This is a genomic window from Parviterribacter kavangonensis, from assembly GCF_056863335.1.
Window position 1 is genome coordinate 18,188 of the sequence record NZ_JBXPJA010000002.1, and the last position, 26,801, is coordinate 44,988.

General features: G+C 69.4%; 24 protein-coding genes and 2 pseudogenes. 23 read left to right on the plus strand and 3 right to left on the minus strand.

The genetic code is table 11. The annotated features are described in order from the left end of the window. Positions 1-175: 175 nt before the first annotated feature. From AC1UE4_RS15830 to AC1UE4_RS15840, 3 genes are all read left to right on the plus strand, one after another. Complete coding sequence (locus tag AC1UE4_RS15830) at positions 176-1,297, plus strand: lysylphosphatidylglycerol synthase domain-containing protein (RefSeq protein WP_482918271.1); 1,122 nt, start codon at positions 176-178, stop codon at positions 1,295-1,297. A 67-nt stretch (positions 1,298-1,364) separates the two neighbouring features. After that, on the plus strand, positions 1,365-2,270 hold the full coding sequence (locus AC1UE4_RS15835; RefSeq protein ID WP_482918272.1) for a TIGR03619 family F420-dependent LLM class oxidoreductase: 906 nt from the start codon (positions 1,365-1,367) through the stop codon (positions 2,268-2,270). A 37-nt stretch (positions 2,271-2,307) separates the two neighbouring features. Further along, positions 2,308-3,906 carry an AMP-binding protein gene (locus tag AC1UE4_RS15840; protein WP_482918273.1) on the plus strand — a complete coding sequence of 533 codons (1,599 nt, stop codon included), beginning with the start codon at positions 2,308-2,310 and terminating at the stop codon, positions 3,904-3,906. A gap of 42 nt (positions 3,907-3,948) precedes the next feature. Here AC1UE4_RS15840 and AC1UE4_RS15845 read toward each other — a convergent pair whose 3' ends face one another. Continuing rightward, positions 3,949-4,425 (minus strand): VOC family protein, encoded by a 477-nt coding sequence (locus tag AC1UE4_RS15845; RefSeq protein ID WP_482918274.1) that lies wholly within the window; start codon positions 4,423-4,425, stop codon positions 3,949-3,951. A gap of 90 nt (positions 4,426-4,515) precedes the next feature. Between AC1UE4_RS15845 and AC1UE4_RS15850 the strand changes: the two genes are divergently transcribed. From AC1UE4_RS15850 to AC1UE4_RS15865, 4 genes are all read left to right on the plus strand, one after another. Continuing rightward, on the plus strand, positions 4,516-5,091 hold the full coding sequence (locus tag AC1UE4_RS15850; protein ID WP_482918275.1) for a nuclear transport factor 2 family protein: 576 nt from the start codon (positions 4,516-4,518) through the stop codon (positions 5,089-5,091). 24 nt (positions 5,092-5,115) lie between these two features. Continuing rightward, the gene (locus AC1UE4_RS15855; RefSeq protein ID WP_482918276.1) at positions 5,116-5,688 is read left to right on the plus strand and encodes a hypothetical protein; all 573 of its coding nucleotides are present in this window, start codon (positions 5,116-5,118) and stop codon (positions 5,686-5,688) included. A 141-nt stretch (positions 5,689-5,829) separates the two neighbouring features. Further along, positions 5,830-6,267, plus strand: a complete 438-nt coding sequence (locus AC1UE4_RS15860; protein WP_482918277.1) for a phosphotransferase — start codon at positions 5,830-5,832, stop codon at positions 6,265-6,267. Positions 6,268-6,363: 96 nt separating this feature from the next. Continuing rightward, positions 6,364-7,080 (plus strand): TetR/AcrR family transcriptional regulator, encoded by a 717-nt coding sequence (locus AC1UE4_RS15865; RefSeq protein ID WP_482918278.1) that lies wholly within the window; start codon positions 6,364-6,366, stop codon positions 7,078-7,080. On the opposite strand, the gene AC1UE4_RS15870 is transcribed toward AC1UE4_RS15865, so the two are convergent. Together AC1UE4_RS15870 and cofH are read right to left on the minus strand one after the other, a co-directional pair. Continuing rightward, on the minus strand, positions 7,077-7,694 hold the full coding sequence (locus tag AC1UE4_RS15870) for a class II aldolase/adducin family protein (protein ID WP_482918279.1): 618 nt from the start codon (positions 7,692-7,694) through the stop codon (positions 7,077-7,079). The two genes, AC1UE4_RS15865 and AC1UE4_RS15870, sit on opposite strands and share 4 nt — an antisense overlap. Beyond that, a complete protein-coding gene (cofH, locus tag AC1UE4_RS15875) occupies positions 7,691-9,898 on the minus strand; it encodes a 5-amino-6-(D-ribitylamino)uracil--L-tyrosine 4-hydroxyphenyl transferase CofH (RefSeq protein WP_482918280.1) in 2,208 nt (735 codons plus the stop codon). Before cofH ends, AC1UE4_RS15870 begins: the two co-directional genes overlap by 4 nt. A gap of 115 nt (positions 9,899-10,013) precedes the next feature. On the opposite strand from cofH, the gene AC1UE4_RS15880 reads away from it, so the two are divergent. From AC1UE4_RS15880 to AC1UE4_RS15955, 16 genes and pseudogenes are all read left to right on the plus strand, one after another. Continuing rightward, a complete protein-coding gene (locus AC1UE4_RS15880) occupies positions 10,014-11,135 on the plus strand; it encodes a hypothetical protein (protein ID WP_482918281.1) in 1,122 nt (373 codons plus the stop codon). A gap of 67 nt (positions 11,136-11,202) precedes the next feature. Further along, entirely contained in the window at positions 11,203-12,234 is a 1,032-nt protein-coding gene (locus AC1UE4_RS15885) for an LLM class flavin-dependent oxidoreductase (RefSeq protein ID WP_482918282.1), read from the plus strand. Between the two features lie 5 nt (positions 12,235-12,239). Beyond that, positions 12,240-13,451, plus strand: coding sequence for a phosphotransferase (locus AC1UE4_RS15890; protein WP_482918283.1), 1,212 nt, complete (start codon positions 12,240-12,242; stop codon positions 13,449-13,451). A gap of 72 nt (positions 13,452-13,523) precedes the next feature. Further along, positions 13,524-15,077: an acyl-CoA synthetase gene (locus AC1UE4_RS15895; RefSeq protein ID WP_482918284.1), complete on the plus strand. Its 1,554-nt coding sequence runs from the start codon at positions 13,524-13,526 to the stop codon at positions 15,075-15,077. A 155-nt stretch (positions 15,078-15,232) separates the two neighbouring features. Continuing rightward, positions 15,233-16,714 (plus strand): AMP-binding protein, encoded by a 1,482-nt coding sequence (locus AC1UE4_RS15900; RefSeq protein ID WP_482918285.1) that lies wholly within the window; start codon positions 15,233-15,235, stop codon positions 16,712-16,714. After that, positions 16,711-17,112, plus strand: coding sequence for a hypothetical protein (locus AC1UE4_RS15905; protein ID WP_482918286.1), 402 nt, complete (start codon positions 16,711-16,713; stop codon positions 17,110-17,112). The genes AC1UE4_RS15900 and AC1UE4_RS15905 overlap by 4 nt, the downstream gene beginning before the upstream one ends. A 1-nt stretch (position 17,113) precedes the next feature. Then, on the plus strand, positions 17,114-18,187 hold the full coding sequence (locus AC1UE4_RS15910; protein WP_482918287.1) for an alpha/beta fold hydrolase: 1,074 nt from the start codon (positions 17,114-17,116) through the stop codon (positions 18,185-18,187). Beyond that, positions 18,163-18,726 carry a GNAT family N-acetyltransferase gene (locus AC1UE4_RS15915; protein ID WP_482918288.1) on the plus strand — a complete coding sequence of 188 codons (564 nt, stop codon included), beginning with the start codon at positions 18,163-18,165 and terminating at the stop codon, positions 18,724-18,726. The genes AC1UE4_RS15910 and AC1UE4_RS15915 overlap by 25 nt, the downstream gene beginning before the upstream one ends. Beyond that, entirely contained in the window at positions 18,723-19,523 is an 801-nt protein-coding gene (locus AC1UE4_RS15920) for an alpha/beta fold hydrolase (RefSeq protein ID WP_482918289.1), read from the plus strand. The genes AC1UE4_RS15915 and AC1UE4_RS15920 overlap by 4 nt, the downstream gene beginning before the upstream one ends. After that, a pseudogene (locus AC1UE4_RS15925) lies at positions 19,523-20,821 on the plus strand (molybdopterin-containing oxidoreductase family protein); the annotation flags it as partial. The gene AC1UE4_RS15920 and the pseudogene AC1UE4_RS15925, both read left to right, overlap by 1 nt. Positions 20,822-21,410: 589 nt before the next feature. After that, positions 21,411-21,524: pseudogene (locus AC1UE4_RS15930) on the plus strand (hypothetical protein); the annotation flags it as partial. 327 nt (positions 21,525-21,851) lie between these two features. After that, a complete protein-coding gene (locus tag AC1UE4_RS15935) occupies positions 21,852-22,988 on the plus strand; it encodes a phosphotransferase (protein WP_482919038.1) in 1,137 nt (378 codons plus the stop codon). A gap of 36 nt (positions 22,989-23,024) precedes the next feature. Continuing rightward, a complete protein-coding gene (locus tag AC1UE4_RS15940; protein ID WP_482918290.1) occupies positions 23,025-24,083 on the plus strand; it encodes an LLM class flavin-dependent oxidoreductase in 1,059 nt (352 codons plus the stop codon). Positions 24,084-24,161: 78 nt separating this feature from the next. Beyond that, positions 24,162-24,962: an enoyl-CoA hydratase/isomerase family protein gene (locus AC1UE4_RS15945; RefSeq protein ID WP_482918291.1), complete on the plus strand. Its 801-nt coding sequence runs from the start codon at positions 24,162-24,164 to the stop codon at positions 24,960-24,962. Then, the gene (locus tag AC1UE4_RS15950; protein ID WP_482918292.1) at positions 24,959-25,720 is read left to right on the plus strand and encodes a crotonase/enoyl-CoA hydratase family protein; all 762 of its coding nucleotides are present in this window, start codon (positions 24,959-24,961) and stop codon (positions 25,718-25,720) included. The genes AC1UE4_RS15945 and AC1UE4_RS15950 overlap by 4 nt, the downstream gene beginning before the upstream one ends. A 30-nt stretch (positions 25,721-25,750) precedes the next feature. After that, positions 25,751-26,779 carry an LLM class F420-dependent oxidoreductase gene (locus AC1UE4_RS15955; RefSeq protein WP_482918293.1) on the plus strand — a complete coding sequence of 343 codons (1,029 nt, stop codon included), beginning with the start codon at positions 25,751-25,753 and terminating at the stop codon, positions 26,777-26,779. Positions 26,780-26,801 lie beyond the last annotated feature (22 nt).

Here is a 26,801-nt window from a genome sequence, read left to right on the forward strand (position 1 = left end):
CCACCTCTCCAAAGGGGGACCGGGGAAGCACGCTAACACTCTGACGAAACACTGGCAAGATGGCAGTGAACGAGGTCGCTGGCGTGCTGACAGTCAAATGACGATTGGCCAGAGAACCGACGGTGCGTATGATTGGCGAGTCGTGGTGGGTCGGTTGCGAAGGGAGGCAGGACGGATGGGGGGGGAGCCGGGGTTCCGGCTGCGGCGAACGCTCGCCGCAGCCGCGGTCGCACATGTGACCGCGTTCTGCGATCGACTCGCGGCGCATGCGCAGCCGCAGGAGTCCGCCGAGCGAGTGCTGGACGCGCCGCTGCGGCTCGCGCCGTCGGTCGACCGCCGGAAGGTCGCAGGGATCGCGCTTGTCGTCGTGGCGGTCGCAGCGCTCCTCGCCTTCACGGGCGGCCCGGCGGAGAAGTTCGTCGATGCGTTCTCGCGCGTGGCCGCGGCAGACCCGGACTGGGTCGTCGCGGGCATCGCCTTCGAGGCGCTCTCGTTCGCCGGGTACATCGCGCTGTTCTGGCTCGTTGCGGGCGGTGCGACCGCGGCCGTCGGGCTGCGCGCGAGCGCCGAGGTCTCGCTCGCGGGAGCGGCCGCGACTCGCCTCCTGCCGACCGGCGGGCTCGGCGGGGTGGCGCTGACCCTCTGGGCCTTGGCGCGCTCCGGTCTGCCCGCGCGAGCGGCGGTCCGGACGCTGCTGACGTTCCTGGTCCTGCTCTATGCCGTCTTCGTGGGAGCGCTCACGACCGCTGCAGTCTTGCTTCTGACGGGCGCGGTGCCGAGTCACGGCCCCGCCCTCCTCGCCGCCCCGTCCGCGCTACTGGGGCTGACTGCCGCGGCCGCCGCGCTGTGGCTTGCCCGGCGCCGCGCGACCGTCTTCGGTGAGGCGGTGTGGGCGGCGGTCGCGATCGTCCGGCGCGCCGACGCCAGGCTGCTCGGCGCGCTCGCGTGGTGGGGCTTCGACCTCGCGCTCCTCGCCGCGATGTTCGCGGCGATCGACAGCCCGCCGGCGGTGCCCGTGCTCATGCTTGCCTACTTCACGGGCGCGATCGGCAACACCGTCCCGCTGCCCGGACTCGTGGCGGGCGGAACCACGGGCGTCCTGCTCGCCTTCGGCGTCGATGCGGCTGTCGCTCTCCCCGCGGTGCTGGGTTACCGGGCCATCGCGCTCTGGGTCCCGGCCGCGCTCGGCACCTTCGCGATTGCCGCGCTCCGCCGCACGGTCCACGCATGGGGCTCGGCGCCCGCGATGGAGGTCACGGGCCACCGGGGGCCCGCGACCATTTCACTGGCACCTTGACTCTTTTTCGACACGGCGTTAGCGTGCGGCGCCCCGGCACGTGGAGGAGACGAAAGGTGGGGCACGCATGAACATCGGGATCGCCGGCCTCGGCATGGGCGACCTCGCGCGTCCGGAGGTGTACGGACCGTTCGTCACGGCCGCGGACGAAGCCGGCTTCGCGACGCTCTGGCTTCCGGAGCACATCGTCCTGTTCGACGCTTTCGGCTCGCAGTACCCGTACGCGCGGGGCGATACGCGGCCGCCGGTCGGCATGGACGTGGCGAACCTCAACCCGTACGTCTCCCTGTCCTTCGCGGCCGGGCGGACATCACGCATCCGCCTGGGCACCGGGGTCACGCTCGTGCCCGAATATCACCCGCTTCTTCTCGCGAAGCTCGCCGGGTGCCTGGACTTCCTCAGCGGCGGCCGGTTGGCGTTCGGCGTCGGCGTCGGCTGGTTGCGCGAGGAATACGAGGCGCTCGGGATCCCGTGGGAGCGCCGCTCGGCTCGTACCAAGGAGTACGTCGCGGCGCTGCGCGAGCTCTGGGGGACGCGCGAGAGCACCTTCAAGGGCGAGTTCGTCGAGTTCGAGAACGTGCTCAGCTTCCCGAAGCCGCTGGCCGGACGCGACTTCCCGATCATCTACGGCGGCCATTCGGACGTAGCCCTGCGCCGCGCCGCGGACTACTGCAACGGCATCTTCCTCTTCAACCTCACTCCGGACGAGGCGGCCGAGCGCATCGCCACGCTCCATCGCCTGCTGGAGGAGCACGGCCGTTCGAGCGAGGGGTTCGAGATCATCGTCGCCGGCCTGCCCGACATGACGACGGATGCGATCCCCGCGTACCGGGACGCCGGCGCCCACGAGCTCGTGATCCAGCCCAACCACCTCTATGCCGCCGGCGCGGCCGTTCCCGGACAGGCGGCGGAGGCCGTCCGTCTGCTCGCGGATGAGTGGCTGAGCGCCGCCGCGGCGCTGTCGCACACCTGAGCATCGAACGAGACTCGAGACATCAAGGAGCCTGGACGTGAGCGGATACACCCCGATGACCGAGTTGCTGCGCAGCCGCGCGCAGACCGATCCGGACGCGGAGTTCCTGCTGGAGCCCGACGGCCCCGCGGCGACGGTCGGCCAGCTTGACGAACGGGTGCGGCAGTGGGCCGCGGGCCTGCGCCGCGAAGGCGTTCAGGCGGAGGACCATGTTCTGTTGATGTTGCCGACGTCCGTCTCGGCCGTGTCGGCCTGGCTGGGCATCGCTGCGCTGCGCGCGGTCGAGGTACCGATCAACACGCAGTACCGCGGCGACATGCTCAGCTACATCATCAACGACTCGCGCTCACGCATCCTCATCATCGAGCGGGCGTACGTCGCGCAGCTCGCCGAGGTGCTGGATGAGTGCCCGGGACTGGAGCTCATCGTCCTTCACGGGGAGGGCGACGCGCCGGAGCTGAGCGTGAGGACGATCGAGGCCAGCGAACTTGCGGCCGGACCGCCCGCCGACGACTTGCCGACCGTCGCGCCCCATGACATCGCGGCGATCATCTACACGTCGGGCACGACCGGCCGGTCGAAGGGGGTCATGGTCCCGTGGGCGCAGCTCCAGGAGACCGCGCGGTGGTGCACGCCGCTCCCCGAGCTCGGCCCGGACGACACGCTGTTCTTGCCGTTCCCGTTCTACCACGTGACGGCGAAGATCCCGCTGTTCGCGATGCTCCAGAGCGGCGGCAGGGCGGTCATCCGTGAGCGGTTCTCCTCGACGGACTACTGGGACGTCGTCGCCGAGCACAACTGCACGTTCGGCCTGCTCCTGGGCGGGATGGCGCGCATGCTCATGGTCAGGCCCGAGACGGACGACGACGCGTCGACTCCGCTGCGCCTCGTCGGCATGGTGCCCGTGATCCCCGACCTGCGCGACTTCGAGAAGCGTTTCGGCGTTCGTGTTGGCACGATCTTCAACATGACCGAGACCTCGGTGCCGATCGCAAGCGAGCGCTGGGAGATCAGGGACCCCGCCTCCGCCGGCAAGCAGCGGCCGGGCTGCGACGTGCGGATCGTCGACGAGCACGACTACGAGGTTCCGGTCGGAGCGACCGGCGAGCTCATCGTGCGGACCGACGAGCCGTGGACGCTCAACGCCGGCTACTGGGGGATGCCAGAGGCGACGGCGCGCGCGTGGCGCAACGGGTGGTTCCACACCGGGGACGGGTTCCGCCGCGACGAGGAGGGCAACTACTACTTCGTCGACCGCTTCAAGGACGCCATCCGCCGCCGCGGCGAGAACATCTCGTCACTCGAGGTCGAGAACCTCGTGGGCCAGCACCCGGCCGTCGAGATGGTCGCCGCGATCGGCGTTCCCGCCAAGACCGGCGAGGAGGAGGTCATGGTCATCGTCGTACGCAAGCAGGGCCAGTCGCTCCAGGGCGCCGAGCTCGTGGAGTTCCTGTCGTCGCGGATGCCGAAGTTCATGGTCCCGCGCTACGTCCGCTTCATCGACGCTCTGCCCATGACGCCCACGCAGAAGGTGACCAAGCACGTCCTGCGCGACGCCGGCATCACGCCCGATACGTGGGATCGCGAAGCGGAGGGCTCGGCCGCGGCGTCGGCGACGTCGGTCGCCAGCGCCTGATGGGTAAGGGGCGGGGCGCCGTCCGGCGGCCCGCCCCACTCATCACGGCGCCTCGCCGCCGGGCGGCCACCCGCTGCCCGAGTCCAGCAGCTCGAGCCGGAGGCCGATCTGCTCCCGCGCATCGACGATCAGCGTCGTGAAGGGCCGGCCGGGCATGCCGGTCGCCCGGAGGTCGACCTCGGGGAACTCGGCGATGATCGCGGCGCCGCGCTGCTCGAGAGCCTCGCGCAGCGCATCGATGTCACCGGTGGTGAACGTGACGTTGTGGAGGCTCGGGCCCTCGCGCTCGAGCTGCTCGTTCCAGCTTTCCATCCCGGGCGCCGGACGGATGAACTGGAACACGACGTTCCCGGCGAGCGTGTGGACGAGCCGCATCCCCGGCATGAGGCTCTCGATCTGGGCGGCGGTCTTCGTCTCGACGATCTTCGCCCCGAAGACCTCCCGGGTGAACGAAGCGGCCGCGTCGGGGTCGGGATGGACGATCTCGAGGTGTAGGAACTGATCGAGTGGCTCGCTCATGGCTGAGCTCCTGTTCGAGTGACGGACTGGACAATACTTGGCAGCGTGTCTAAAGTCGGCGGCTCCGCCAACCGGTCATCGGAGGTGCCCATGCGCCACGAAGAGCGCATCGCCCTGCTCCTCGACAAGCAGGAGATCGCCGAATGCATCACCCGCGTCGCGCGTGGCTACGATCGCCACGACATCGAGCTGGCGCTATCGGCCTTCCACGCGGGCGCGCGGGACGACCACGCCGTCTTCATCGGCTCGGCGCCCGAGATGGTCGAGTGGGCGAACGCCTTCCACGACTCCGGGTTGCGCGGGCATCAGCATCTGCTCACCAACATGTCGATCGATGTCGACGGCGACGAGGCGCACGTGGAGACGTACGTCACCGTCATCGGCGGGAACAAGGCCGATTGGGGCCACACGATGGGCGGCGGCCGCTATCTCGACCGCCTCGAACGCCGCGATGGGTCCTGGGGGATCGTCGATCGCGTCACGATAGTCGAGTGGTGGAGCGAGCCTGAGACGATGGAGCAGACCGCGCCGCTGGTGCACCCGTTCTCCCAGGATCGAACGGACCCGTCGTACACGCGCCCGCTGCGCGTCACCCGCGCGGACCGCAACCTCAGCGAGACCAACAACCCGTGGGCGGACGAGGACGCGCCGGCGCCGACCCGGTGACGCCACCCGATCTGCGGTAGCCACATGCAAGACGTCATCGAGCGGATCACCGCCGCCTACAACGAAGAGGACCGCGGGCCGGTACAACGGCGCGACGACGTCCCGGCCAGCTACGAGGCCATCACGCCCGCCTGGCTGTCGAACATCCTCTGCGCCGAGGTTCCCGGCGCCGAGGTGACGGCGGTCGCGCTGGACGATCCGGACGACGGCAGCAGCAACCGTCGCCGCATCAGGCTCACGTACAACGAAGCCGGGACGCGCGCCGGCCTCCCGAGGTCCGTCTTCTGCAAAGCGGCGATGTCCCTTCCGAACCGCCTCCTCCTCGGGGTCTCGGGCGCAGCACACGCCGAGGTCACGTTCTACAACGAGCTGCGGCCGCTCCTCGACATCGAGGCATCGACCGCGCGCCACGCCGCGTACGACCCGGGGTCGTTCGCCATGATCATCGTGCTCGACGACATCGCAGGCGAGGTCACCTTCTGCGACGAGGCGACTGTGGTGGGCGCGGAGGACGTCGAGAGCCGGCTCGACCTCCTGGCGCGCATGCACGCCAGGTTCGGCGGCGACCCGCGCTCACGGGCGACAAGCTGCGGATGATCACGTGGCCGCGGTTCTGGCAGAGCGCAAGCGGCCTCGGGATGGAGCGGGCGACGAACGACGGGTTCGCTGCCGCCGAAGAGGTCATTCCGGCTCGCCTCTTCCGCCGGGCGTCGGAGATCTGGGAAGACGAACGCCAGCGTGGCCCGCCACGCGGACCTCCCCGCCACGCTGATCTACAGTGACGTGCATCTGAAGAACTGGTACCGGGCGCCCGACGGCCGGATGGGGTTAAGCGACTGGGGTTGCGTTTGTGTCGGCCACTGGTCCCGCGACGTGTCCTACGCGATGGCGACGGCCATGTCGGTCGAGCAGCGCCGGGCGTGGGAGCGCGACCTTCTCGCGTACTACCTCGAGCGGCTCCGCGCTCATGGCGCGCCGGCCGTGTCCTTCGACGACGCGCTCGTCGCCTATCGGCAGCAGCTCCTCGGCGCCCTGGCCTGGTGGACGGCGACGCTGACGCCGCTCGAGGGGACGATGCCCGACATGCAGCCGGCGGCCACGACGATGACGTGGATCCACCGCATCGCTACCGCGATCGACGACCTCGACGCGCTTGACGCGTTCGCGGAGGTCTGAGGGGACGTCTACTCGCTTTCAGTCTGTTCGCTGCATTACAGTCGTATCTTTGACGCCGAGCCAGTTACTGGACGGCTTTCTCAGAGAGGGCGACTCATGGCAGAAGACACCGAGGTCTCGGTCCCGGCAGACGCGACGGGCGAGGCTGGCACAGCACGGCGTCGACCGACGCTGCGCGAAAGGCAGAAGGCGTCGACGCGCCGCGCGCTTCTGGATGGTGCGCGTGAGGCGTTCGAGGAGTCGGGATACGCGGCCACCATCGAGGAGATCGCGGATCGCGCCGGGACGAGCCGCGGGACGTTCTACCTGTACTTCTCCAAGGGCGAGGCTCTTGCGCAGCTGGTGACCGAGGCGTTCCTCGCGGATGGCGACGGCGAGGCCGCGGACCTGCTGCACAGCGACATCAGCGGCCTGGAGGTTCTGACGGTGGACCGGCTGCGAAAGTGGATCGGCGCGTTCGTGAAGACGTGGGAGACGAACCGGCTGCTCGGCCGGGCATGGCTCGAGGGCGACATCAACGATCCCGAAGTGCAGGCGATCAGCGACGACCAGATCCGGCGGCGCGTCGACGGCCTGGCGAACGCGATCTCATCGGCGCGCAAGCAGCGCGGCCTGCCAGTCAGCCGCAAGGAGGCCCGTGCCCGGGCGGCGGCGATGGACCTCCAGCTCCAGTACTTCACGTATCACATGGTCATCCGCGGGCTCGACCTCGACCGGCGCGCGGGGATCGATGCGATCGCGCAGTCGTGGTACGCGCAGATCTTCGGCGTGACGACGCCGGACGGTGGCGTCGTGGTCGATCCGCCGTCCTAGAGAGCCTGCTCGACGTCCATCGCGCCGTGAAGCCTGTGCTCGTCCGCGCAGGCGCAGCGACGTGCTTGCGCAGCGAGGCACGCGACGCGCGCCTGGAACTCGACTGCCGCGGCGATGGTAAGCGCCGCGCGCGGCGTCTCCCCTACGGCGACCAGCCCATGGCGCTCGAGCAGCACCGCGCTGGAGCCTCCCAGCGCCTCGACGGCGCGGCGGGCCAGCTCGGCCGAGCCGGCAGGTCCATGCGGGGCCGTGCGTACGGTGCCGATCGAGTAGTAGGCCGCCTCTTCGAGATCCGGAAGGACGGACGCGACGCAGCTCCACGTGGTCGCCCACGGCGCGTGTGCATGGACGACGGCGCCGACGTCCGGCCGCTTGAGGTAGATCGCCATGTGAAGCCGCCACTCGAGCGATGCCGCATAACCGGGGTCGAGCGATCCGAGGCGGACCCGCACGAGGTCGGAGCGCCTCATGCGATCGGGCGCGCGACGCGTCGGCGTGATGCGAACGGTCTCGCCGTCCCGCGCGCTGACGTTCCCCGTGGTGCCGATGCTCCACCCCCGCTTCGGGAGCTGCCGCGCGACGGCCACGATCTCGCGGTCGAGCCGAAAGCTCATGCCGCGATCTCGACGGGGAACCGGCGGCGGATGTCGTAGAGCGTCGTGCGCTCGGCGGCGGGGCGGCCGGCGCGGTGGGCGGCGTCGATGAGTTGCGGTGGGTCGAGTTTGACGCCGTGGTAGCTGCCGGCCAGGCGGCTGATGGACTCTTCCATGAGGGTGCCGCCGAGGTCGTTGACACCCCACCTGAGCGCTTCGGTCGCGGCGTCGAGGCCCATCTTGACCCAGCTGGCCTGGATGTTCTTGATCGAACGGCCGAGGGCAAGGCGGAAGACCGCGGTGTGCTTGAGGTTCTCATCGCGGCTGATCTCCTCGACGCCGTGGGTGCGCCCGAGGAGGGTGTGGAACGGGATGAAGCTCAGGGGGACGAACTCGGTGATGCCGCCGGTGCGCTCCTGCAGGTCTCTGATGACACGCATGTGCTCGGCGAGCTCCCACGGCTCTTCGATGTGGCCGAACATGACGGTGCTGGTGGAGCGCAGGCCGGCTCGGTGGGAGGCTTCGATGACCTCGATCCATCGTTGGACGGGGAGCTTGTTGGGGCTGATGCGCTCGCGCACGCCGTCGTGCAGCACCTCGGCCGCCGTGCCGGGCGTCGAGCCGAGGCCGGCGTCGCGCAGCCGCGCGAACACCTCGTCGAGCGGCAGCCCGCTCAGCCGCGCGATGTGGTCGATCTCCATCGGGCTGTAAGCGTGGAGATGCAGGTGTGGGGCTTCGTCTTCGGCGACTCGGAGCCAGTGCAGGTAGTCGTCGATCGTCCAGTCGGGGTGGATGCCCGATTGGATGCACAGCTCCGTCGCGCCGTAGGCGACGGCATCGCGCACGCGCGCGCGGAAGTCCTCTTCGGAGTGCTCGTAGGCGTCGGGCGAGCGCTTGCCCTGCCCGAAGCCGCAGAACGCGCATCCGACGATGCACACGTTGGAGATGTTGATGTTGCGGTTGACGACGAACGTCACCTCGTCGCCCGCGAGGTCTGCGCGCAAGGAGTCTGCGGCCTGACGCATGTCCTCGACCGCCTCGGGGCGGGTCTCGGCGAACATGGCGGTCAGCTCATCCTCGGTGAGTCGTTCGTCTTGCAGCGCCTTTTCGATCGCCGGACCGACCAGCTCACGGCGGATGGCGCGAGCCTCGGTGCGCCCGGAACCCCGCCGCGGGATGAACGACCAGTACTTCGTCTTGATCACATCCAGCACACCCTGGGCGACCCAATCCGAGTCGATGTACTGGGGGTAGACGCACAGCCGCTCGGTCAGCGCGATGCCGTCAAGGGCTAGGCGCTTGCGCACTTGGTGCGGCGACGGGAACGGATGCTCCGGCGAGATGTGGTCGCCGTTCGCGCTCAGGCCGCCCAGGTCGGTCGCACCGGCCTTCACGAGCTCGGGCCAATGCTCGGACAAGTTCGGCGGAACCTGGATGCCGACGTCGGGCCCCAGGATCTCGCGAGCGGTGCCGATGAGCCGAACGACGTCATCGAGGGAGACCGGCGACGCCCACCCGGGTGCGTCCACGTCCGGCGGCGCGTTGAGCCCCGTGCGCCAGTACTCCTCCGCGGCCCGGCTCGCGATGTCGGCTGGCTCCTCGCCGTAGTACCGACGGTGCGGAACGAAGTTCTGGAGGATGACCTCCTGCAGGTGTGAGAACCCGGCGAGCGCCTCCAGCGTGGCGACGCGGTCCTCCTCGGTCTCGCTGATGCCGACGAGCATCCCGCTCGTGAACGGGATCCGCAGCTCCTCCGCGGCGCGAATCGTCTCGAGCCGCAGAGCAGGGTCCTTCGTCGGCGACCCCTGGTGTGCGACGAGGTCCGAGCGCACTGACTCGAGCATCAGGCCCTGCGAGGCCGTGACCTCGCGCAGACGGGCCAGATCTTCGCGAGACAGCGCTCCGAGGTTCGTGTGCGGCAGCAGCCCGCGCTCCAGAGCGCGCTCGCAGCACCAGACGACATAGGCGACGAAATCGGAGAAGCCCAGCGAAGCGAGCCGGGCGCGGACGCCGGGATGGTGGCCGGGCTCGTCGCCGGTCAACACCAACAGCTCCTTGACCCCACGCCGCGCCGCGCGGTCGATGAGCGCGAGAACCTCGTCGGGCGCGTGCAGGTGCGGCTTGTGCGTCTGGAACGCGCAGTACTTGCAATGCGATACGCACGTCCTCGACAGCGAGAGCGTGACGTTGCGCGAGAACGTGACTCGGCGGCGGGTCTGACGCATCGCTAAAGAATAATGGCTTGCCAATTCGCTGACAGCAAGTTAGGGTTCACGCCGTCAGGGTCGCACAGCTGCATCACCGTCGGTCGGCGACCCATCCTGTGAGCGGAGGAGCCTCATGAAGGACAAGTTCGCTGTGCTCGTCGTCTGCCTGATCGCCGCCCTCGGTGTGGTCGCTTGTGGTGACGATGACGACGACGAGGGCGGCGGCGCCACCCCGCCCACTACCACTGCAGAGGCGACCACGGACGCCTCGGGCGGCATTGCTGCCGCCCGCGCAGAGGTCGAGAAGTACTCGGGCGACCAGAAGTTTGAGGTCCCCGCGCTGTCGAAGAAGCCGGAGGCCGGGAAGACGGTCGCGCACGTCAACTGCACCGTTCCGACCTGCAACCCGGGCGAGATGGAGGAGCCGCTGAAGGCGCTCGGCTGGAGCTACAAGCGCTTCGACTACGACATCACGAAGGGCCCCGAGGACTTCACACGCGCCGCGCGTGCCGCCATCAGGAGCAAGCCCGACTACATGTCGATGACGGCGATCTTCGGGCCGCTCGTCAAGCCGCTGGTGGCTGAGGCGCAGAAGGCTGGGATCAAGGTCAACGTCACCGGCGCGGTGGAGAGCTATGGCGCGGACTTCTGCACGCAGTGTGCGCCGACGCTCACGTCCGTGTCGACGCTGATGAGCGACATCGCCCTCGCGGACGCCGGCAAGAAGACGAAGATGGCGATCGCCCTCGATCCGTCGCTCGAGGTGCTCACGGTCCCGGCGGACGCGATCGACGAGAACCTCAAGAAGAACGGAGAGGGGTCGACGATCAAGCGGCTCGAGCTGAGCTTCGCGCGGCCACCGGCGGAGAACGCCGCGACGACGGTGAGCTTCCTCCAGCGGAACCCCGACGTCGAGTACCTCCTGTACTCCACGCTGGATCTGTTCGTCGGCGTCTACCCGAAGCTGAAGTCGGCCGGAGTCGCCGACCAGGTCAAGGTCGTCGGTTCGTTCCCGTTCAGCGAGCGCGACGTCAACCTGATCGGCACGGAGCTGATCGCTGCGGCAGCCGGTGAGCGCGCGCACCAGTGGCGCACGGTGGACGCCTTCGCCCGCATGGCGAACGGCGACGACCTCGGCGACAACCCGCCCACGGCGTCGATGCGGGTCATGACGCCGGAGAACAAGTCGCCGGAGCTCATGAACCCGCCCGACTTCAAGAACGTCTACAAGACGGCTTGGCAGGTCACCGGCTGAGATCGGTCCGGCCGGCCCCGGCGAACAGCCGGGGCCGGCCCGCCGGGGGAAAGATGGGAGCGGATGGATGAGCGAGAGAGCGCCGACCCGGTTCGGGTTGATCTACACGTACATGGACGGGGATCGCACGACGACGACCGATCCCGCTCGCAAGGCCAACGAGGTGCACTACGCCGAGATCCTGGACCACATGGTGTGGGCGGAGGAGATCGGGTTCGACTCGATCTGGCTGACCGAGCACCACTTCGACACCCACACGCCGTCGCCGCTGATCCTCGCGTCGGCGCTGGCGCAGCGGACCCAGCGCGTACGCATCAGCAGCAACGTCATGCTGGCGCCTCTCTACCACCCGATCCGTCTCGCCGAGGAGGCGGCGATGGTCTCGGTCCTGTCGAACGGGCGTTACGACCTCGGAATCGGGATGGGGTACCACCAGATCGAGTTCGACGCCCTCGGAGTGAACATCCGCAACCGGCCGAGCCTCCTGGAGGACGGCGTCGAGATCATGCGGCGGGCATGGACGGGCGAGCCCTTCAGCTACGACGGCAAGCGCTTCCAAGTTCCCGCTGTCGCGGTGACGCCGGCCCCGACGACGCCGCCGCGCATCCTCATCGGCGGGCTCGTCGACGTCGCGATCAAGCGTGCGGCGCGGATCGGCGACGGCTTCCTCGCAGCGTTCAACGACCATGTCGACGCGTACGTGGACGAGCTCGACCGCCTCGGACGGACCGGAACCGTCTGCTGCGGTCAGCAGTCGGTCGTCGCGGAGGACGCCGAGCGCGCGATCGCGGAGCTCGAGCCCTACATCCTGCGGTACGTCAACGACACGCTCGACCGGGGCCTCTACGACCTGCCGCACTTCGAAACGGCGAAGGCGGCCGTCGAGTCCGGCCTCTACACCGTGTGGGACGGTCCGACGGCGGTCGAGCAGATCGGCGCGCTGCTCGAGCGCCACCCGATCGTCGAGGACGTCCACTTCATGGTGAGCAGCGGCCCCGGAGAGCCGCTCGAGTCCACGCGCCCGCGCGTGGAGTTTCTGGCGAACGAGGTTCTGCCACGGCTGCGTGAGGGCGCAGTCGCCTCGGCGGGAGGGGAGTGATCAAGATGGACTGGGCTCAGACGAAGATGATCGCCGGCCGTACCGCGAGCATCGCGCGCATCATGGCGGGCGAGCGGGCGCGACGGCGCCGCGTCACGCGCGCGGCGCAGGTCCCGCACTCGACGGCGGCGATAACGGAGGAGTGGCTCACAGACGTGCTCTGCAAGGACGTCCCGGGCGCGCGCGTGGAAAGCATGCAGCTCGGTGACAGGACTCAGGGCTCGTCGACGCGGCACCTCGTGCAGGTCGAGTACAACGCGGCCGGGCGTGAGGCCGGGCTGCCCAATCGCCTGTACTCGAAGGCGTCGGAGGAGTGGCGCGCGCGGCTGCTCCTCAGCTTCACCCGCGCGGACGCCGCCGAGATCTACTACTACCGGGACATGCGTCCTGGCCTCGACATGGAGGCCCCGCTGTCGTACTACGGCGGCATCGAAGCGGACAAGTTCCGGTCCCTGCTCCTCTTGGAGGACGTCGCGACGTCCAAGGGCGCGACGTTCGGGAATCCATTGACGCTGTACGTCGACCGCCAGCTCGCCGAGAGCCAGCTCGACGTCATGTCGACGTACCACGCCAAGTACTGGAACTACCCCCGGTGGGAGCAGGACTTCCCGTGGCTCGTTCCGGCGTTGACGTGGCAGCAGAACGTCAACGCGGGCGTGCCATTCGAGGAGCGATGCCTGGTTGCCATGGAGAAGGCGTCACATCGCCTGCCGTCAGAGCTCCTGGACCGGCGCACGGAGTTCTTCCCGGGGCTCATGCGGTCACTGGAGATCAACCTCACCGGCGTCCCGACGCTGCTGCACTCCGACGTGCACATCGGCAACTGGTACATGACCGGCGACCGCAGGATGGGCATCCTCGACTGGCACTGCATGACGCGTGGCAGCTGGGCGCTGGACTTCGCCTACGCGATGTCCAGCGCGCTCACGGTCGAGGATCGCCGCGAGTGGGAGGAAGACCTCCTCCGCAAGTACCTCGAGCTCCTTCGCGACAAGGGTGTCGACGCGCCCGGGTTCGACGACGCGTGGCTGGCCTATCGGCAGCAGATGTTCCACGCATGGGCGTTCTGGCTCATCACTCTGACGCCGAGCAAGATGCAACCCGACATGCAGCCGGAGGATCTGACCGAGGAGAACGTCGCTCGGATCGGCCACGCGATGAACGACCTCAAGTCGCTGGACTCACTGGCCAAGCAGCCCTCGTCCCTGACGGTCTGATCATTAGTTGACGTGTCGTCTTATCAACGCTAGACTCCGAGAGGTCTCGGCTTCGCCTCTCAGGAGTGAGCGATGTATCCCACGCACTGGGCGGCTCTGTCGCCCGACAAGACGGCGATAGTCGACTTCGCCAGCGGCGAGTCCCTCTCGTACGCGGAGCTGGCCGATCGCGCAACGCGGTTCGGCCGGCTCTTGAAGTCCTACGGCCTGGGTCCCGGTGATCACGCCGCGATCCTGCTCGAGAACCACATCCGGTTCTTCGAGATCGTCTGGGGCGCGCTGCAGGCGGGCCTGTACGTGACGACCGTCAGCCGGTACGCGCCGGTCGACGAGGCGGCGTACGTCCTCAACGACAGCGGCGCCGACGTCGTGGTGGCATCGTCGGCGCTGGCCGAGATGGCCGGCCAGCTGCCGGCCGAGGTGAACGGATGCTCGCGATGGCTGATGGTCGACGGGACGGCCGAGGGCTTCGCTTCGTACGAGGAGGCATTGACGACCGCCGACACGACGCCGTTCGACCCGGACGGCCCGATCGGCGACTACATGCTCTACAGCTCGGGGACGACCGGCCGGCCGAAGGGCATCCTGCGGCCCCTGTCGGGGAAGACCATCGCGGACGGGCCGCAGCTGGTCGACTTCCTCGCCAAGGTCTTCCGCTTCGACGACGACAGCGTCTACCTCTCACCGGCGCCGCTCTACCACGGTGCCCCGATGGGGTTCTCGACCGCGACGCTCGCGCTCGGCGGGACGGTGGTGATGCTGCGGAAGTTCGAACCGACCGATGCTCTGCGCGCGATCGAGCAGCACCGCGTGACGCATTCGCAGTGGGTGCCCACGATGTTCGTTCGCTTCCTCAAGCTGACCGACGAAGAACGCGAAGGCTTCGACCTCAGCAGCCACCGCGTCGCCATCCACTCCGCGGCACCGTGCCCGCGCCACGTGAAGCAGGCGATGATGGACTGGTGGGGCCCCGTCCTGCATGAGTACTACAGCGGTACTGAGGGTCCCGGCATCACCTACGTCTCGCCGAAGGACTGGCTCGAACGGCCGGGCACCGTAGGGCGCCCGCTCGGCGTCAAGGTGCACATCTGCGACGACGAGGGCAACGAGCTGCCGACCGGAGAGGCCGGACGCGTCTACTTCGAGCAGCCGAGGGCGACGTTCGACTACCACGGCGACAAGGAGAAGACGAAGTCGTCGCGTCATCCGGAACATCCGAACTGGATGACGCTCGATGACGTCGGCCGCCTCGACGAGGACGGGTTCCTGTACCTCACCGACCGGGCCTCGTTCATGATCATCTCGGGCGGGGTCAACATCTACCCGCAGGAGATCGAGGACTGCCTGATCGCCCACCCGAGCGTCGAGGACGTCGCCGTCATCGGCGTCCCGAACGCGGAGATGGGCGAGGAGGTCAAGGCCGTCGTCCAGCTCGGGCCCGGGAGCGAGGGGAGCGACGAGCTCGAGGCCGAGCTCATCGCCTACGCGCGGGAGCACCTCGCCGCGTACAAGCGGCCGCGCTCGATCGACTTCACCGACGAGCTGCCACGACTGCCAACCGGGAAGCTGTACAAGGCCAAGCTCCGGGAGCAGTACTGGGCCGATCGTGAGACGCGGATCCTGTGAGCCCGCTGAGCGAGAGTTCCGCCATTGCCCTGGCTCGGCCGTTGACGCTCGGGTTGCAGGCTCGGCGTCGCCGAGCGATCGCGCAGTACGAGGCGGCTGCGGGCATGCTGCTCGCGAACCCGCCGACGGTCGGCGCATACGCGGGGATAGCGCGAATGCTCCCCGTGTGGCTGCGCTGGCGCGCGCACCCCGTCGGTGCGGTCATGGCCGCCGCCGCACGACATCCCCGGCGAACGGCGCTCGTGGACGACGAGGGGTCGCTCACGTTCGCGGAGTTCGACGCTCGCAGCAACGGCGTGGCTCGGGCCTGGCGCGACCGCGGGATCGGGCCCGGCACGACGGTCGGCGTGCTCTGTCGCGACGGCCGCTTCTTCTTCGACGCGGCGCATGCCGCGCAGAAGCTGGGGGCGAACCTCGTCTACCTCAACACGCACTTCTCGGCGCCCCAGGTGGCAGGTGTCGTCGACGACGAGGGGATCGACCTGCTCGCCCACGACGCATCGCTCGAGTCGCTCGTGGAGGGCGTCGACGCTCCGGCCATCGTGGCGGAGGACGAACTGCGCGCCGCGGCAGAGGCCGGCGACCGCCGGCCGCTCCGGCCCCCGCCGCGGCCCGGCCGTGTTGTCGTCCTCACCTCGGGTACCACGGGTCGGCCGAAGGGCGCGGGCCGGACGGGCGTGGGCGGCGTAGCCGCCGGCGCGAGCGTCGTTGCGAGCGTGCCGCTCCTCTCCGGTGACACCGCGGTGGTGGCGGCACCCCTCTTCCACGGCTTCGGGCTCTTCGGTTCAAGCCTGTCGCTCGCGCTCAGCTCCACGGTCGTCGTCCGGCCGCGCTTCGACGCCGAGCAGGTGCTCGCCGACATCGCGGCCAACCGGGCACGCGTGCTCGTCGTCGTTCCGATCATGCTCGAGCGCATCCTCGCGCTGCCGCGCCGGGTCACCGAGTGCTACGACGTGTCGTCGCTGCGCGTCGTGCTCTGCGGCGGCGCCGCGCTGTCCGGTGACCTCGCCGGGCGGTTCATGGACCGGTTCGGCGACGTTCTGTACAACGTCTACGGCTCGACCGAGTCAGGTTTCGCGACGGTCGGCTACCCGAAGGACCTGCGCAAGGCCCCGGGTACGGCGGGGCGGCCCGGGCCGGGAGCGATCGTCCGCGTCGTGGATGCCGAGGGGCGCGATGTGCCGCCCGGCGTCACCGGTCGCGTCGTCGTCGGCAGCGCGCTCCGTATGGAGGGCTACACCGGCGGGGACGGCAAGGAGAGCGTCGACGGCCTCGTCGTGACCGGCGACCTGGGGCACTTCGACGGAGCAGGTCGGCTGTTCATCGACGGCCGTGAGGACGACATGATCATCTCGGGTGGGGAGAACGTGTTCCCAGCCGAGGTCGAGGAGGTCTTGGGCAGCCATCCGGCGGTCGCCGAGGCCGCCGTCATCGGCGTGGACGACGCCGAGTTCGGCCAGCGCCTCAGGGCGTTCGTCGTGCGTGCGCCGCACGCCGCCGTTGACGGCGAGGAGCTCAAGGAGCACGTGCACGACCGGCTGGCGCGCTTCAAGACGCCGCGCGACGTCGTGTTCGTCGACAGCCTGCCCCGGACGGGCACCGGCAAAGTTCTTAAGAGGGAGCTACGGAAGCGATGAGCGCAGAGACGTCGGGCACCAGGAACGGGAAGACGAAGAGCAAGCCGGGGCGCCCGTGGTGGCGTCCGGTCGTGGACGGCATCGACGGGCGCATCACGCCGTCGGCCAATGCCGTCGTCCGCACGAACGTCTTCGCCGACACGGTCGCCACGCTGACGCGGCTCGAGGTCCGCCTGCGGCGCCGCGTCGAGAAGCAGAGCACGTGGCTGCTGCACCAGTACAACATGGCCACCGCGAGCGACGTGCGCAAGATGCGCGCGCAGCTCGCCGCGATCGAGGCTCGCCTGCGCGACATCGGCGAGCGCCTTGAGGACGAGCAGCGTTCCCGCGTCCGGGCGCCGGCACCCCGCGCGAGCGCGAAGAGGAACGCGGGCAAGGGCCGCAGCACCGACCGGTGACATGTCGTCCGCGGTCGACACCTCGCGTATCGACGCGATCCGCCGCGAGGCGCAGCGCTCGCTGTTCCGGGCGCGCAACGGCATCAAGGTCCTCCGCGGCGGCGGCCACTCGACGACGGGCGTCACGCCGAAGACCGTCGTGTGGCGGCGCGGGAAGGCGCAGCTCCTGCGCTGCGTCAGCGAGAACCGCACGCGCCGGCCGCCGCTCGTGATCGTCTGGAGCATCATCAGCAAGGCCTACATCCTCGACCTGAAGCGCGGCCAGAGCTTCATCGAGCAGATGCTCGATGCGGGGTACGACGTGTTCCTGCTCGACTGGGGCGAGCCCGATGCCGTCGATGCCGGCAACGACCTCGAGCTGTACGTCGACAACTACCTCCCGCGGGCGCTGGAGCGTGCGATGGAGGTAGCCGAGAGCGACGAGGTCGACATCCTCGGCTACTGCTTCGGCGGCGTGCTCACGACGCTGGCCCTCGCCGGCCATCCCGAGATCCCGGTCCGCAACCTCGTCCTCATGGCCACCCCCGCCGACATGCGCACGCAGGAGGGCATCATGACCGCGCTCGCGCGGCGTCAGCTCGAGGTCGACGACCTCATCGACGAGACGGGCAACGTCTCGGCCGCCGTGCTGATGCGCGGATTCGCGACGCTGCGTCCCACGGCGGACATCTCCAAGTACGCCATGCTCTGGGAGCACCTCTGGAACGACGAGTTCGTCGACAGCTACCAGGCGATGGCAGGGTGGGTTGGCGACCAGGTGGCGCTGCCCGGCGCGGTGGCGCGTCAGATCGTCGACATCCTCCTCCGCGAGAACCAGCTGCTCAGCGGCCGCGTGCATGTCGGCGGCCGCGTCGTCGACCTGGCGGACATCACCTGTCCACTGCTGAACGTCATGGCCGAGCACGACTACGTCGTGCCGCCGCGCGCCTCGCAACCCCTCACTGCGCTCACCGGCGGCACGGACGTGAGCGAGCTTCGCATCCCGGCCGGCCACATCGGCCTGGCCGCCGGACGCGAGGCCTCCCGGATAACCGTCCCAAGGATCATCGAGTGGCTGAACGAACGCAGCAACTGACCGAGCTTCGACCCCTGACGCCGGAGGACACCGAGGTGCTCGCGCGCTTCCTGCGCGCGTTGCCCGAGCGCGATCTGACCTTCCTCAAGGAGGAGATCGACGACGACACCGTCGACCGGTGGTGTCGCGACGATCAGACACCGCGGTGGATGCTCGTGGCTGACGATGAGCCCGTCGGGCTTCTGAGCGTCAGCCGGGGCGCGCTGTGGAGCGCCCACGTCGGCGAGTTGCGGTTGGTGGTCGCGGAGGCGCACCGCGGCCGGGGCCTCGGTCGGCGCCTCGCGCGGCACGGCCTCGCCGAGGCGTTGCGCCTCGGGCTGGCGAAGATCGTCGTGGAGGTGGTCGCCGACAAGGAGGGCGACATCGCGATGTTCACATCGATCGGGTTCGCGCCGGAGGCTCTCCTCAAGGACCACATCCGCGATCGCGACGGGAACGTCCACGACCTCGTCGTGCTCGCGCACGAGGTCGACGCGCGCGCCGGCTCGATCGACGCGATCGGCGTCGCGAACGACGTGGCCGCGGCCGCGGGCGCATGACGCGGCGCCGCAAGCCCGACGTCTTCGCGCGCGACGGTGGCCGTGGGCCGGCGCTCGTGCTCATCAACGGCTGGAGCGCCTCGGGGATCGCCTGGCCGCGGGCGTGGGTCCGCGAGCTCGAGCGCAACTTCCGCGTGATCCGGATCGACAACCGCGGCAGCGGCTACTCGCGGTTCGCGCCGACGCCGTTCACGATGGCCGATCTGGCCGACGACGTGGCCGCGGTGCTCGACGACCTCGAGCTCGACCGCGCGACCGTCTTGGGGATCTCGATGGGCGGGATGATCGCCCAGGAGTTCGCGCTGCGGCACGCGGACCGGCTGGACAGCCTCGTGCTCGTGGCGACCCGGCCGCCGGCTCCCGCGTACGTCATGTCGAACTCGAGCCTGTTCGTCGGGATGCTCCGCCCGCCCGCGCGGAACGAGACGCTCGAGGCGTTCTTCACCCGCTTCTGGGCGAAGGCCGTCGCCGCCGAGTTCGCGGCAGGCAGCCCCGAGGCCGTCGCCGAGCTTGCCCGCCAGACGGCGGAGCGCCCGACGCCCAGGGCCGGGCTGCTGAATCAGCTGCGCGCGGCGAACGGCTGGGGCCACGCGGACCGGTTGCGCAGCATCACGGCGGCGACGACGATCGTGCACGGCACGGACGACCGGCTGCTTGACGTGGCCAACGGACGCCGCCTCGCCGAGCTCATCGCTCACGCACGCTACGTCGAGCTCGCCGGTGTCGGGCATCTCCCGCCGCTGGAGGCGCCCGACGAGCTTCTGTCGATCCTCGCGGGCGAAGCGGTCGCAAGCTGATGGAGGCCGCAGCGGTGCACAAGTCGATCTGCCGCGTCTGCTCGAACTTCTGCAGCATCGACGTCCACACCACCGACGGTCGACTCACGGGCATCAGTGGTGACGCCGACAACCCCATCTACGCGGGATATCGGTGCACGAAGGGTGTCAACCAGTGGAAGGCGTACGAGGACCCCGCGCGGCTTCTTCACTCGGTCAAGCGCATGGAGGACGGGTCGTTCACGCGCATCCCGCTGGCCGAGGCCGTCGGGGAGATCGCCGGCCGCCTCGCGAGTCTCCGCGACGAGTTCGGGCCGCGCGCGCTCGCGATGTACTTCGGCACGTACTTCGCGCAGGAGTACGTCGCCCACGTGCCTGTCGGCGACGGGTTCATGCGCGCGATCGGGTCGCCGATGGTGTTCTCGGCGTTCAGCCTCGACCAGCCCGGCAAGATCCTCTCCAAGGCCCTCCACGGCATGTGGATGGCTCCCGATCGCAGCCTTCAGCGCCCTGAGGTCGCGCTCCTCGTCGGCACGAACCCCGCGGTCAGCCACCAGGGGCGGCTTGGTTCGCCCGCGCAGCTCCTTCGCGACTTCGCGGCGTGGGGCACCAAGCTGGTCGTGATCGACCCGCGGCGCACCGAACTCGCGCGGAAGGCCCACCTGCACCTCCAGCCGAAGGCCGGCGAGGACGTCGCGATCATGGCCGCCATCATCCGGGTGATCCTCGACGAGCAGCTCGAGGACCGCGGCTACGTGCACGAGAACGTCGACGGCGTCGATGCGTTGCGCCGCGCCGTCGACGCGTTCACGCCGGACTACGCCGCTGCTCGTGCCGGGATCCCCGCGCACGCGCTGGTCGAGGCGGCTCGGCTCTTCGGCCGCGCACGACGCGCGTATGCGACCTCCGGCACCGGTCCTGGCATGGCCGGCCGGGGCACGCTGTTCGAGTACCTGCTCCTGTCCCTGAACACGATCTGCGGACAGTGGTCACGCGCCGGCGATGTCGTGCCTCATTTGGCAACGCTCCTCCCCTCGATCGTGACCGAACCCAAGGCACAGGCCATCCCGCCGTTCCCACCTGTCGTCGAAGGCGAACGCCTGCGGTCTCGCGACCTCCCGTTCTCGCTCGCCGGCGCGCCGACCGCCGGGTTGGCAGAGGAGATGCTCGCCGACGACGGCCCGCGCATCCGCGCGCTGCTCAGCCTCGGCGGGAGCCCGGCCACCGCCTGGCCGGACCAACTGAGGACGGTCGAAGCGCTGAAGGCGCTGGACCTCTTGGTGCACACCGACATATGGATGTCACCGACCGCGCGGCTGGCCGACTACGTCATCGCGTGCAGGCTGCCGCTCGAGTTGCCGTCCACGTCTGCGCTGGGCGACTTCATCGGGCAGTTCGCCGTCGGTTGGGGATATCGCCGGTCGTACGGTCAGTACACCGCGGCGATCGTCGAGCCGCCCACAGGGTCGGAGGTGATCCCGCAGTGGGAGCTCCTGTACCTGCTGGCTCGAGAACTGGGGTTGACGATCGAGGTCCTGCCGGCGGGAAGCGCGGCGACCATCGCGCAGCCGGTCGCGCTCGACATGCAGCGCACGCCGACGTCCGAGGAGCTTCTCGATCTGGTCCACCGAGGGTCGCGCGTGCCCTTGGACGTCGTCAGGAGCCACGCCGGCGGCGCCCTCTACGACGACCCCCCGGCGACCGTGGCGCCGAAGGATCCCGATTGGGAGGCCCGGCTGGACGTTGGGAGTCCCGACATGATCGCCGAGCTGGGCGAGGAGCTGGTGCGCGACCGCACCGGCGATGGCGACTACCCGTTCCAGCTTCTCTGCCGGCGTACCGCGCACGTGATCAACCACGCCCGGTCTCGGCTATCCGGAGAACCGGCCCCGGCACAACCCGGTTCGCATGCATCCGGACGACTGGCTGCAGCTGCGCGTCGGCGCCGGGCAGCTCGTCGAGATCTGCTCGGCACGTGCGTCCGTGCATGCGTTCGTCGAAGAGGACCCGACACTGCGGCGGGGCACGGTGTCGATGACGCACGCGTTCGGCGCGCTTCCGGAGGACGACGATCCTTGCGCGCACGCTCCAACGTCGGGCGGCTCCTCGACACCACCGTCGACTACGACCGCCTCCGCGGGCAGCCGCGGATGTCAGGTGTCTACGTTTCAATTGTCCCGTCAGACGTCTAACGACATGTCAGCGACTGTTACCCCGTCTGGGCGGCAAGCAAGAGCACGACGCGCCGTGAGCAGCTGGGTAGCGCGAAAGCGGGCGAGCGTGCGGCTGGCTACGATTGCAGCGAACGTCAAGCTGGAAGAGGCGCTGCAGCCCAGGCCGACCCGGCTGATGCAGGTGCCGCCGTCGTCGGCAGCCCTCACGCGGGAGTGGCTGACGGCCGCGCTCTGCAAGGACGCGCCGGGGGCGGAGGTCGTCGAGTTCCGGCGCGGCGGCGAGACGATCGGATCCACCTCGCGCTCGTTGCTCAGCGTGACCTACGACGACGCCGGCCGCGACGCGGGACTCCCGCCGACGGTCTTCACGAAGGCGGCGGAGACGTTCCAGTCACGCGTGGTAACCGGCATCCAAGGTGCCGCTGCCAACGAGTGCGTCTTCTACGGGCGCCTCAGGCCCGGGCTGGACATGCTGGGGCCGCGCGCCTACCACGCGGCGTTCAACCGGTTCTCGTGCCGCTCGATGCTGCTTCTGGAGGACGTTGCCCGGACACGCGCGGCGCGGTTTGGCGGCGCCGGCGAGCTCTACGTCGACCGCGGCATGGCCGAGAGCCAGATGCGCGAGCTCGCCGCGCTTCACGCGCCCTTCTGGAACAGCGCGGCGTTCGCCGGGGAGCTCGCGCGCTTCAGCACGAGCCGGGAGTTCTACGCCGCGCTCGAGGCCGTCGGCTTCGAGGGCGGGTACGGGCGAGGGATCGATCGTGCCGCCGACGTGATGCCGGCCGAGCTGCTCGCGCGGCGCGACGAGCTGTTCCCGGGGACGCTGCGTTCGTTCGACCTGCACGCGGAGGGGCCGCTCACGCTCGCGCACGCGGACACGCATCTCGGCAACTGGTTCGCCACGCCCGATGGGCAGATGGGCCTCTTCGACTGGCACTGCCTGGTCAAGGGCAGCTGGGCCCTCGACGTCGTGTACGCGCTGAGCTCGGCGCTGACGACCGAGGACCGCCGTGCATGGGAGCGCGACCTGGTTCGCATCTACCTCGGCCATCTCGGTGAGCGCGGGGTACGGGCACCCGACTTCGAGTCGGCGTGGCTGACGTACCGGCAGCAGCCGTTCCACGCGCTGGCCTGGTGGCTCTTCCCGCTCGGCGCCAAGCCGGACGCCGAGGACGGCGACGACCACTCCGTGCCGGACATGCAGACCGACGAGATCTGCCGCACGAACATCGCGCGGATCGCTCAGGCGATGGTCGACCTGGAGTCACTTGACAGCCTCGCGACGGCTTCCCGGATCCAGATGGCCGCGTGAGGGTCGTTCAACCATGACCACAGAGAGGAAGCCTCGATGACGGAGCACTGCGGGACGAACTTCGGCCTGATCTATCCGTACATGCAGGGCGATCGCGCAACGAACCCCGACCCGGCCTTGCAGAAGTACGAGCCCCACTGGGCCGCGATCCTCGACCACATGGTGTGGGCCGAGGAGCTCGGCTTCGACTCCATCTGGCTGGCCGAGCATCATTTCGAGGGGGATCACGCGCCGTCACCGCAACTCCTGGCCGCCGCCATCGCCATGCGGACGAAGCACATCCGGATCAGCAGCAACGTGATGCTGGCCACGCTGCTTCACCCGCTCCGGCTCGCCGAGGAGGCGGCGATGGTGCAGGTGCTGTCGAATGGGCGCTACGACTTGGGCATCGGGATGGGGTACTTCCCTCTCGAGTTCGAGGCTTTCGGGGTCAACATGAAAAACCGCCCGAGCCTCCTCGTCGACGCGGTCAACATCGCCCGCCTTGCGCTGACAGGCGAACGGTTCTCCTACGAGGGGAAGCGCTTCACCGTCCCCGAGGTCTCGATCACGCCGGTGCCCGAGCGCGCGCCGAAGATCCGCATCGGCGGTCAGGCCGAGGTCGCGATCCAGCGGGTCGCGCGCATCGGCGACGGCTTCCTGTCAGCCCACAACGACAGCATCCAGGTCTACGTCGACGAGCTCGAGCGCTTGGGCAAGCAGGGCACCGTGTGCGCCGGTCAGCAGTCGTTGATCGCGGAGGACCCTGAGAGGGAGATCGCGGAGCACGGCGAGTTCGCGCTCAAGTACTGCAATGACCTGATCGACCGGCAGTACTTCGACCGGGGGTACTTCGACAACCTCCAGGAGGCAGTCGACTTCGGGGCGTACATCGTCTGGGACGGCGACACGACCGTCAAGGAGATCACCGCCCTCATCGAGCGCTTCCCGCTCATCGAGGACGTGCACTTCATGGCCAGCAGCGGGCCGGACGAACCGCTCGAGCTGACGAAGCCGCGGATTCAGTACCTCGCGGACTACGTCCTCCCGCGCCTGCGGGAGAACGTGCGCAAGCTCGGGCGCTCACCCGAACCGTCGAGCGCCGTCGACGGCTGATGCCGACTCTGCCGTAGTGACTCACTGACAGTCAATCCGACTAGTGACAAGCTGTTGAAGATCGGTTAGGATCGTCCTATGGAAGCGGTCCTCGAAACCCAGACGCTGCGCATCACGATCGACGATGCGATCGGCGAGTTGACGCTCATCCGTCCAGACGTTCTCAACAGCATCGACGAGGACCTGCACCATGATCTGCGTGAGGCGTTGACCTTGCTCGCGGCGCGCACCGATCTGAGAGTGCTGGTCTTCGTATCAACCGGCCGCGCGTTCTCGGCGGGTGGCGACACGGAGTTCATGCGGGCGGTCCAGCAGGACTTCCCTCGCCAGCTGCACATGGTCGAGGAGGGCCGGCTGCTGATGAACCAGTTCGTCGACTTCCCGGTGCCGATCGTCATGGGTGTGCAGGGAGCCGCCATGGGCCTGGCCTCGAACCTCATCGGCGCCGCGGACGCGGCCGTGGCCTCGAGGAACGTGAAGCTGGCCGATCCTCACGTGCGGATGGGCCTGGTAGCCGGCGACGGCGGCTGCTTCGTGTGGCCCGCGAACGTCGGGACGCTCCGTGCGCGGCGCCATCTGCTGACCGGGGATCCGCTGTCGGCGGAGGACGCCTACGCGTTCGGCATGATCACGGACCTCGTCGACGAGCCGGACGACGTGCTGCCCGCCGCCCGCGCGATCGCCGCTCGCATCGCGGCGCTGCCACCGCTCGCCGTGCGCGGGACCAAGCAGGCGCTCAACCGCGGCCTCGCGCACCGGGCCGGCGAGGTGTTCGAGCTCTCGCTCCAGCTTGAGCGCATGAGCATGGCCACGGAGGATCTCCTCGAGGCGACCGCCGCGTTCAAGGAGCGGCGTCCCGGGAAGTTCGTCGGGCGATGATCGGCTACGAGAAGGACGACCACGTCGTCGTCATCACCTTGAACCGGCCGGAGGCGCGCAACGCGATCAACGGCGAGATGGCGCGCGGCATCGAGGCCGCCGTCGACCGGTTCGAGAGCGAGGACGACGCCTGGGTCGGGATCATCACAGGAGCGGGCACGACGTTCTGCGCAGGCGCCGACCTCAAGGCGGTCGCCGCCGGCGACCCCATGTCGGTGACCACGAAGCGCGGCTCCTTCGCGGGCTTCGTCGCCCGCGAGCGAACCAAGCCGATGATCGCGGCGGTGAACGGTCCGGCGCTCGCCGGCGGCTGCGAGATCGCGCTCACGTGCGACCTGATCGTCGGCTCCACCGCGGCGCGCTTCGGGCTGCCCGAGGTCAAGCGCTCGTTGATCGCCGCCGCCGGCGGGCTCTTCAGGCTTCCGCGAGCGATCCCCAAGAACATCGCGATGGAGATGGCGCTCACCGGCGACCCGATCGGGGCCGAGCGTGCGTACGAGCTCGGCCTTCTCAACGAGCTGTGCGAGGACGGAGAAGCCGTCGAGCGCGCTCGCGCGCTCGCGCTGCGCATCTGCGCCAACGCTCCGCTCGCCGTGCAGGCCTCGCGTCGGATCCTGTTGCGCGCGCTCGTCGCCGAGGAGCCGGACGCGTGGCGGATCGGCAACTCAGAGCTCAAGCCGCTCTTCGCCACCGAGGACTTCCGCGAAGGCCCCCGCGCCTACGTCGAGAAGCGCGCTCCCGTGTGGCAGGCGCGCTGACGGCCGCCTGCGGGATCTGCCAAGACGCCGATGCGCTTGGGCGTCCACCTCGGCGGCTGGGGCGGCCGGTCGGCCGCAACGCAGGCGGCGGTGGTCGCCGAGGCCGATCGCCTTGGCCTGGACTCGGTCTGGCTGGGCGAGGCCTGGGGCGCCGACGCGCTGACGCCGCTCGCGTGGTGGGGCGCCTCGACGGAGCGCGTGCGGCTCGGCACCGGGATCGTGCAGATGAGCGCGCGCCAACCCACCGCGACAGCCATGGCCGCGATGAGCCTCGGGCATCTGAGCGGCGGACGGTTCGTGCTCGGCCTGGGCATCTCGGGCCCGCAGGTCGTCGAGGGGTGGTACGGCCGGGACTTCACGTCACCGCTGCAGTGGACGCGGGAGTATGTAGCGGTGATCCGCGAGGTGGTGGCGCGGGAGCGGCCCGTCTCCTTCGACGGCGAGCGGTATCGCCTGCCCTTCCCCGGCGGGACCGGGCTCGGGAAGCCGCTCAAGATCGGCATGCCGCCACTCGCCGCCGAGCTGCCGATCTACCTCGCCGCGGAGGGGCCGAAGAACGTCGCTCTCGCCGCCGAGCTGTGCGACGGCTGGCTGGCCCTGTTCTACGCGCCGCGTCACGACGAGCACCATCGGCGCGCGCTCGCCGAGGGCTTCGCCCGGCCGGGCGCGCGGTCGACGCCGGAGCGCTTCGAGGTCGCCGCCACGCTGCCGGTGATCGTGACCGACGATCGCGCCCGCGCGCTGGACGCGCTGCGGCCGTGGTACGCGCGGTACTTCGGCGGGATGGGCGCGGCGAAGATGAACTTCCACGCCGACGCCGCGGCGCGGATGGGTTTCGGACGCGCCGTTCGTGCGGTCGAGGAGCGGTGGGCGGCGGGAGATCACGCCGGCGCCGCCGCGGCGGTCCCCACCGAGCTGATCGACGAGGTCGCCCTGGTGGGCTGCGTGGCGCGGCTGCGTCACGACCTCGAGATGTGGCGCGAGTCGGTCGTCGACGTGGTGCTGGTCGAGCGCGCCGACGTCGCGACGCTCGGAGTCATCGCGGAGCTCTTCGGATGAAGTCGACGACACGAGAGGAGAC